Raw genomic sequence first — 8,495 nt, 5'->3', positions numbered from 1 at the left:
TGCGCTCCCTTAGCGGGGCCATTGCTATAATGGACACACTTATGGACGGAGGCGTTTCAATGCCCTCATGATCGGGCTGGGGTTAGCGGGGGCACCCCCCTTGAGAGGGGCGCTGAGCTGCGACGATGGTACCCCGTTGCGGGGACCGAACGTCGGGGATCTTGATGGAGATCGATATTTGGTCGGCATGAAAGATCGACATATGGTCCGAGCTGCGCAAACAGACCCGTCGGGGATCACGGCAAAAACGCGGGTCGCGGCCCGAGCCTGTACCGGTCATGTTCATGACCGCTTGACTGAGTGCGGCTGCCTCCGCCGAAGGCATCCGTGGCTGTGGCTGTGGCTGTGGATCCTGAGCGCACCTTTACGTCCGGACCTCACGGTGCGGTCGCAAGGAAGTCGGCGATGGTGCGGTAGGCCATGGTCTCGTCAAGATCCAGCCGCTCGGGTAGGCGTCGCCTGGTCTCCAGGTCGAGGGTGGCGCCGGCCGGGCCTATCGTCGCCTCGAAGACGTGGTAGAGCAGCCGGCAACGGCCGTCGGGGTCCTGCTGGACGCGTATCCACAGCGGGGACGCCCGCCGCAGCTCATCCTTCCCCCGCCTGAGTTTGGCCTCGGCGTCCTTGCCGAAGACGACCGGCAGGCCGAAGGAACCGATCTCGAAATCGCGGCTGGCGGGACGATCACCTTTCAGGGTGGGCACGACGGCATCGGTGTACTCGCGTGTCACCCACCTTTTGAACGAGCTGAACTCCGGCCCGCGCTCCACAGGCGCGCGGAACTCCCGCAGCTTGGCTCCGGCGTGGTGGAGGAGCTGCGGCCACGAACCGGTCTGCCCCGACTGGCGGATGTGCCAGCGCGCCCAGGTCGGGGCGGCCGGCCACGCCGTGCTCGTACCGAGCTGCCGCGGGCTGCTCCGGCGCGGGAGCGGGCGGCTATGGCGCTCGGCGACGAGTTCGTGCAGGCGCAGGATGGCGGGGTGCTCCCGGGACGGCTCCGCGCTTTCGCCGATCTTTGCGCACAGCTGGTCGAGTCCGGCGAAGGTGACTCCGCCGAAGCCGCGCCGGACCCGCGCGCCGAGCCCCCCGAAGGTCGCCAACGCCCACAGCGAGATCCCGGCAACCTCGCGGATGTAGCCGGCGAAGACCGCGTCGCCGCGTACACCGATCCGCACGTCGAACGTTCCGGTCGCTCCGGCGGGGATGTGGTCGGGCCGGGCGAGCTCGGGATGTTCCCGGCCCTCCCCCGACGACGGCGGCAGGTACAGGCCCTGGCCGAGCAGATAGCCGATGCCGTGGGTGCGGCGTTCGCCTATGGGTGGCAGCCGAAGCCAGCGGGGTGAGCGCAGCTCGGCCCGCGACAGCGGCGGGTCGAGCGCTGGCGGTCGTACCAGGCGGAGGGCGACCGGAGAAGGGCCGATACGCGCATCGCCGTACTGGCCGCCGGCCGCACCGAACACCTCGGCTTCGGCCCGTGCCAGCGCGGCGTAGTCGTTGGCGAAGACGGGAGCGGCCAGCGCCGGAACCAGAACCGCGCCGCCCCGCGAATCCCCGGCATCCGCAGCTCCGAGCGCGCACCCGGACCAGGAGCGAGGAACATCGGGGTCGTAACCGTCACACCGACGGGAATCCAGGGCGTCATCAGCGGGTCCGGCCTCTCCACGGCAGATGGGTGAGCGGATAGGTGACGGGACGGTCGTCCCACAGCATCTGCAGGAGCACCCCCGCGGCGAGCCCGACCGAGGCGGCAAGCGTGAGCAGTTCGGCCGGTGGGGTGGCGCTCGGCCCGGCGAGCGTCCCCGCGAGGTCCGGCCCCACCGCCGGCACGATCACGGCCAGCACCAGCGATGCCACCCCGACCGCGTGCGCGAAGCCGAGCCCGACCACCGCCAGTACCCGCCCGGCGAGTACCCGCCCGTAGGGAACCCCGTGTGCCTGCGCCTCGAACGCCAGGTAACCGGCGGCGGCAGCGAGCAGTGCGGCGGCGGCGATGAGCGGGGCCGCCCGGCCACCCGTCTGCGCCCACTTGTCACTCCGCGAGATCAACGCGACCATGCCGAGCGCCGCGCCAGCCGGTAGCCGAAGGCACCACAGGCTCGTCATCTCCGGGCATCGCATGGTGAGCAGGAGCACCACAAGATAGGTGGCCCCGGTCAGCCCTGCCACACCGCGCAGAACGCCGACGACGTGCCCGTCGAACGCCGACGCCGACACCACCGCGGGCGTCAGCAGCAGCATCGCCATCAGCGCGAGGACCGCGAACGGGCCGCGTCCCACCGCTGGGCGCAACACCCGCCAGGTGTGCCCCAGCATGAACCGGGGCAGGAAAGCCTCCCGGGCCAGCCAGGCTCGGAAGCCCGGGTCGGGATCCGGGCTTGCCGCCTGCGGCATCATGTTCGCGGGAAGCGGTGCGGGAAGCGGCTCCCGCCGGCCTGCGCCGACGTGATCCACAAAGACCAGCCGCCGCAGTTCCCGCTCCAGAAATCCTGGTTGCCAGGACAGCGACCGCAGGTGCTCCTCGTGGTTGACAAGGTCGAGCGCCCAGTCCAGGCGGGCCTGTTCGGCGCGCGGGACGAGCGCGTCCGGGGACCCGAGCGCCTGCGAGACCGGAAACGACACAGCGGGAAACCGACGCGGCGCCCACAGGAGCAGGAAGCGCGTGCGGTGGACCAACGGCAGCACACGTGCCGCGGTGACATCCCCCGCGGTCGCCGCATCCTCCAGGACGATACGGACGGCCTCGGCAAGCCGGACAGCAACCAGCCAGCCTCGCTCGGCGGGAAACCGCGGTCGCGGCCCGCCCCGGACGAGCTCGACGGCAAGCGCGGGGAAACTCCTCGTCAGAATCCCGGGTTCCCTGCCGCGTACCTGTTCGGCCAGCGTGCACACGGCCGTGGCCGCATCAGCCGGGTCGCCCCAGCGTTCGTCTATCTCGGGCAGGCTGACGCTGACCCCGCCAGCGGTGAAGCGGACTCCGCTGGTGCTGCCCCCGCCGGCAGGCCGGGGGAAATCGTCGGCCTTGGCCGTCCAGGCGGAGGCATCCGCGATCATCCCAGCGGGCAGCCCGTCCTCGAGCAGCTGGGCGAGCGTGGTCACACCGTACCCGCCAGATAGGGACGCATCGCCGCGAGACCCCAACCGAGCGGAGTGAGCTCGGCGCGAGCGTGGACGTTCCGGTAGGCGAAGCCGAGCAGCTGCTCGGTATCTGTTGGCAGGCAACCCGCCTCGGCGGCGGCAAGCTCCGCCATGTCCGTTTTGGTCCTGATGGCCCGCAGGTAGATTTCCACCAGGCCGGGGTCCGGATTCTCCGCGCCCCCCTCGTGCAGGCAGAATGCCCGCACCGGCGGACGTTCGCCGTTGAGGTACTCCGCGAACGCAACCAGGTACGGCAGCGTCGCCTTGTATCCTCCCGACAGGTGAAGCGCAAGCTCCGCTCTCGGTGGGCGGTGGAGCAGCGCGGACCAGACCAGCGCCTTCGCCACGTTCTCCATGGCCTCGGTGAACGTCTCCGTCTTGTCCGGCAGCAATCGCGGGATGCGCAGGATGTGCACCGGTTCCCCGGCGGCCTCCGCGCGGAGCAACACTCCATCGGCGGTGCCGTCGAGGACCGGCCGGGCGTGCACCCGCACGGGCCGGCGGAACCGGGCGGCGTTCAACAGGGCGGCAAGCATGCCCTCCGCCGTGTCGGACGCCAGCAGAACCACTCGGTCATCGGATATGGCTGCCCGGTAGCTGTGCAGGCTTGCGATCTCAGCACTGAGCCTTACCGGATGTGGGCAACGCACAATCGGCTCCAGATACGGGCCGACCTCGGTGTGAAAGGACTCCGCCCAGGTCTCGGGCCGGTCGAGCGCGCCCGCCGTGAGTTCCCGGCCTGCCCATGCCGTCATCGTGCCGACATCATCCCGGCTCAGCGAGGTGACCGACCGGGGCGGCAGCAGGTTCGCCAGTACGGATGTGCCGCACGGCAACAGGTGAACGGTCATCGTCGGTCCTTCGGACGGGCTGGTCCGGCGGCAGCTGTCTCGGCGGTGTCAGCGATCTCGACGGAAAAATAGCCGTAGCCGGCGTTTGTCTTGGCGCCGAGGCCCCGGTCCCGCAGCGCCGTCGACAGCCACGCGACCGGGCCGTCTTCATCGTCGGAAGCGGCGAGCTCGGGCAGGTCCGGGTCGTGCCCTCGACCGACCAGGTAAATGGTGAAGGTGACCGCGGAGGTCACCGTGTAGAAAGCCACGGGCACCGGCTGCTGGTACTCGGCGGGTGCGGCGGCCGCGGGATCTCCGTAGTACTCCGGGACGTGCGGGTTCATAATGTCGATCTCGACCCCGGTGCCGGCGGCCTTGGCCGGCAGCTCCGGCAGGGCGTCGAGAAACATGAACCGCCCGTCCGCGAGCACCTCGTCGCCGGTGCTCTCGCCAGCGTCCTCATCGGTACCGGTCTCCTCGCCCGCCCGGCGGGCCTCACCCGGTTCCTTCCCGAACACGATCCGGCCGTAATCCCCGTAAGACTCGGGGTAGTCCTCCCGCGCGCAGGCCCGAGCCGCGCCCTTGAGCGCCGAGCCAGGCAGGACCGGAACCCCGTAGGTGCCGTGCACGCTCATGCCGATCTCCGCAGGCGTCTGCTCACCGAGACCGATGACCACCCGCCATACCGGCCGGACCCGCAGCGCCCGCACGATGCGGCCCCGCCCGGCCAAGCGGGCGACAGCGGCTGCCCGGCGGAGCCGAGCCGCCTCCAGCAATCGACCGGACGGGTCGAGGGCGCGCGCGGTCGCCTCCCGCAGCGCCCGCTCGGCCGCCTCCCGCTGGGTCGGCGCGATCTCCTCCCAGATCGCACGACGCAACAGCAGCCCGCCGTTCGCGGTGGCTGTCTTCGCACTCGCCATAACGGGCTTCCCGCCACCACTTGTGATCAATATGAAACCCGGCGTCTCGTTGCCCGCCGGTGAGTAGGTGACGACGTTGCCAAGCGGGCCGGCAAGGCGGGTCACGACCGCGCCTCGTCCTGGGCGGCCGGTGGGATCAACGCCTCGGCGGCGCGGCGGACCCACAGCGCGAACGCCCGGGCGTCCGCCGACGCCCGGCGGTAGTCGGCGATGTCCATCGTCCCGACATCCAGGACCAAGGCCCTGCCGTTCGCGTCGGACCTGCCGAGCACATGGTTGGCGAGGGCGTCGACCAGGACCCGGTACGCCTGGTTCAGCGGCTTGGCGGACTGGCCAGGCCCGGCCTTGGCCTCGTGGAAGGCCGCGGTCGCCGCGAGACCGGAACCGACCAGCATCGGACCGAGGTTCATCGCCCGGCTGCGGAAGTGCGGTCGGGCTGGATCCGCAACCCCGCCGACGAGCTGCCAGGAGACGACCGCCAGCTTCTGGTCACGCCGGGCCATCAGATGTCCTCCCGCTGCCGTCTCCACCGTGATCTCTGGCGTGATCTCCGCCGTCGGGGCCGCTGGCGGGCCTGCTGTCGGGCCCGCGCCAGCGAAGCCACAGCAGACCCTTGCCCAGCGTCTCGTCACCGCCCGCGATCAGCAGCTCCCCGTCCAGACGTGCCCGCAGGCCCGCCATGCGGTCAGGCTCGGCCGGGGAGGTGGCCGGCAGGCAGTCCCGCAACAGCGAACACATGATCGTCTCAGCGGGCAGGTACTCGGTGTACCAGGGGCCGTGCTTGACCGTCTTGGCCTCCGCCGCGAGCTGGACCCGGGGCAGCAGCTCGACGTGCTCCGTGGTGAGTGCGGCCAGGTCGTCGTCGCTGACCAGCAGCAGATCGGTACGCAGCTTGGTACGGAAAAAGGCGAAGGAATCGGACGGACTCGGCCGGCCACCGCCGTCCGATGCCGCTGGCAGGGCGTTGTCGGCGAGCCAGCCCGCCCACGCCGCCACAGCATCCGCCACCGGTGCGGCGGCCATGTCGTACTCGCCGACCGCGAGCCGCGCGCCCGCCTCGGCCCAGAACGACGCGGCCGGCACCACCTCGCCAGCGTTCACTGTCGGGATGGCCGGAAGGCCACCCAGCCCGGCGAGCTCCGCCATCCTCGTCTGGCGCGCGAGCAGCAGCGGGCTGGTGACCCAGGCGAAGGTGTTACGCAGCGTCGGTACAGGGAAGGCGACCAGCCGCAGGTCCCCGACCGCGAGCCAGCCCGGCTTCGGCGGGTCGGTACCCGCGCCGGAGGTGCCCGGCGGGGCCGAGCCGAACACCTTCTCCACGTCCGGCCAGTTCTTTCCGTCCTCCCGCGCGTGGTCACGCAGCGCACCTTTGGCGCTCTGCCCCCAGATCGTCGGTAAGCGCGTCGTCGCCTCCCGCTGAATCGGCAGGTCGATCACACCGACGCTGTCCGACCCACCCGCATGGACGGCGCTTTCCGCGTAACAATAAAGCAGGGCGCAGCCGCCCATCACCATCTCCCAACCAGGCACAGGCCGAAACCGGCCGTGCGCATCCAGTCCTTCGGGCGAATCCAGTCCTTGGGGTGTATCCGGTCTTTCGCATGAGCCCGGCCCATCAGCTGAGCTCGGTCTTTCGGAGGTATCCCGTCCTCCGCCTGAGGCAGGCATGCGCCGTGCGTCTTCGCCGCGAACAAGGCCGCCTCGGCCGGATCGTCGAATTCCAGGAAGTAGACGCTGCCCGCCGCGACCGCCCAGCGCAACGGCCGGACTCGCTGGCTGTCGCCGTCGATTCCAGCGATCACCTCGGGCGCCGGCGTGCAGGCAGCGCGAAGCGTCGCGCCAGCCGGGATCTCGGGCAGCCAGCCGTCCCGGAAAACCGCGGGCGTGGCCAGGTAGAGCAGCACCCGGCCACCCGGGAAATCCGCCGGAGCCGCCGGCAGCGCCGGCAGCCCCATACCTGCGGTGACGACCGTCACCGCCGCCTGCCGGGCTTCACCGCCCAGCCGCACGACCGTCTCCACCGGTTCTGGTACAGCGTCTGTGAACCACACCCGGCAGCCGAACGCGACGCCCGCGCTGCCGGACGAACCCGCGGCTCCGGTCTCGGCCGGACGCCAGAAATCAGCCTGGTAGAGAAAACCGGATACGGTCGTACGCCCGGTGCCGTCCCGGGACGAGCGGGGGTGGCGGGCGATACCGAGACGGCTTTCCCGTACCAGCGGCCCCGACGAGCGTGCCTGGGACCTCGATCTCCCGGCGGAGCCGGATGCCCCGGCATCGGATGGCGCAAGATGCTCCAACGCGCGGGACGGATCGCCGCTGAGGTAGCCGGCGAGCGCTTCACCGGACAGGTAGGCGCCGGTGGGTTCCCCCACGCCTGTCAGCAAGCTCGGCCCGGCTGGCCGCCCATCAGGAAAAGAAAGATCCGATTCGACTCCTGCCGGCAGGAACAGGTCGGCGTCGCCATCCTCGCCGGGATGCTCCCGCAGGCGCAGGCGCAGGCGCAGGCGGCGCGGCACACCGTCGTCAACGACGAGATCGGCTGGCGCGGGCAGCAGCACCGACGTTCTGGGGCCACCCGTACGGACGAGTACCGGCCCGGTGATCCGCAGTGGATTGGCGCCGAAGACGGTGCGCAGTGCCCCGCCGGTCGACGTCGGCCGTGGCAGGGTCGTGTGCGCGGTCGCGGTCATCCCGGTCGTGAAGGGACGGCCATCCCGGAACGTCACCACGTCCAGTGGGTGGAACAACACCCATGCCGACGCTTCGCCGCCGGTCTCCCCGGGCTGGTCGGCGGGCGTTGCCGCGGGCTCGGGCGGCGCCGCGCTCATCCTCCCTGCGCTCATCGTCCCTCCTGGGCAACGAACCTGGCGATCTCCAGCGTGTCGACCCAGACGATCATGTCGTCGGCGGAGAGGCGGCTCGTGGCCGGTTCGACCTCACGCACCCGTCCGGTGAACTCCGCGGCCCGGCTCTCCACCGCGCTGTGCCGGGTGACCAGACGGCTGACCTCGGCACCGTAGTCAAGGCCCGATCCCGCGAGCTCGGCGATCCCGTACCGTTCGTCGTACATGTCGTGGATGAGCCGCGGCGACAGACCACCGCGAAAGGCCTCGACCAGGCCGATCAGCGACGCCGCCGGATCGCGGCCACCGCGCCCCCGCCACGGCAGGACGGTCGCGGCCCGCTCGCCGCCCCGGCGCAGCACCACCAGCGCGAGGCTTGCCTTCCCCGGGCGCTGTTTGGCCGCTTTCAGGGCGTCCCGGGCACGGCCGAGCGCATCCTGCAACGGATAACTGATGTGGAAGAACACGACCGCGGTCGACACGGACGGCCGGGTCAGCAGGCCCTGTGCGCCGGTGTGGAACAGTTCCCGGCATCGGCCCGCGACCCGCAGCGCACTCACGGCGGGGACGAGCCCCAGCAGGTCGTCGCCACCCGCGTAGACCGCCCGGCCGTGCTCGTCCTCGAGCGCCTTGACCTGCGCTCCGGCGATCGCCACGAGCGCCTTGGAGACCTGGCCGTGCCAGTCCCGCATGTCCCTGCCCGTGGGCATCCGCGCATGCGAGAGTGCTCGGCCCATGCTGTCGGCATCCTGGACGATCAACGCCAG

Annotated in this window: 7 protein-coding genes and 1 pseudogene; all 8 read right to left on the bottom strand. The window is 70.9% G+C overall.

Annotation, left to right across the window (positions count from 1 at the left end; translation table 11 throughout):
• Positions 1-377: 377 nt before the first annotated feature.
• Positions 378-1,457 carry a hypothetical protein gene (locus MJ785_RS17925; protein WP_239381893.1) on the bottom strand — a complete coding sequence of 360 codons (1,080 nt, stop codon included), beginning with the start codon at positions 1,455-1,457 and terminating at the stop codon, positions 378-380.
• Between the two features lie 181 nt (positions 1,458-1,638).
• Complete coding sequence (locus MJ785_RS17920; RefSeq protein WP_239381891.1) at positions 1,639-3,093, bottom strand: hypothetical protein; 1,455 nt, start codon at positions 3,091-3,093, stop codon at positions 1,639-1,641.
• Positions 3,090-3,983, bottom strand: coding sequence for a hypothetical protein (locus tag MJ785_RS17915; RefSeq protein WP_239381889.1), 894 nt, complete (start codon positions 3,981-3,983; stop codon positions 3,090-3,092). The genes MJ785_RS17920 and MJ785_RS17915 overlap by 4 nt, the downstream gene beginning before the upstream one ends.
• A complete protein-coding gene (gene cmr6, locus MJ785_RS17910; RefSeq protein WP_239377158.1) occupies positions 3,980-4,987 on the bottom strand; it encodes a type III-B CRISPR module RAMP protein Cmr6 in 1,008 nt (335 codons plus the stop codon). The genes MJ785_RS17915 and cmr6 overlap by 4 nt, the downstream gene beginning before the upstream one ends.
• The gene (gene cmr5, locus MJ785_RS17905) at positions 4,984-5,385 is read right to left on the bottom strand and encodes a type III-B CRISPR module-associated protein Cmr5 (RefSeq protein WP_239377157.1); all 402 of its coding nucleotides are present in this window, start codon (positions 5,383-5,385) and stop codon (positions 4,984-4,986) included. Before cmr5 ends, cmr6 begins: the two co-directional genes overlap by 4 nt.
• The gene (gene cmr4 / locus MJ785_RS17900; RefSeq protein ID WP_239381887.1) at positions 5,372-6,391 is read right to left on the bottom strand and encodes a type III-B CRISPR module RAMP protein Cmr4; all 1,020 of its coding nucleotides are present in this window, start codon (positions 6,389-6,391) and stop codon (positions 5,372-5,374) included. Before cmr4 ends, cmr5 begins: the two co-directional genes overlap by 14 nt.
• Positions 6,391-7,728, bottom strand: a complete 1,338-nt coding sequence (locus MJ785_RS17895) for a type III-B CRISPR module-associated Cmr3 family protein (RefSeq protein ID WP_239381885.1) — start codon at positions 7,726-7,728, stop codon at positions 6,391-6,393. The genes cmr4 and MJ785_RS17895 overlap by 1 nt, the downstream gene beginning before the upstream one ends.
• Positions 7,725-8,495, bottom strand: a pseudogene (locus tag MJ785_RS17890) (hypothetical protein); the annotation flags it as partial. The gene MJ785_RS17895 and the pseudogene MJ785_RS17890, both read right to left, overlap by 4 nt.

Source organism: Protofrankia sp. CiT1, assembly GCF_917627335.1.
Lineage (GTDB): Bacteria > Actinomycetota > Actinomycetes > Frankiales > Frankiaceae > Protofrankia.
This window is presented reverse-complemented; position numbering and strand designations above follow the sequence as displayed.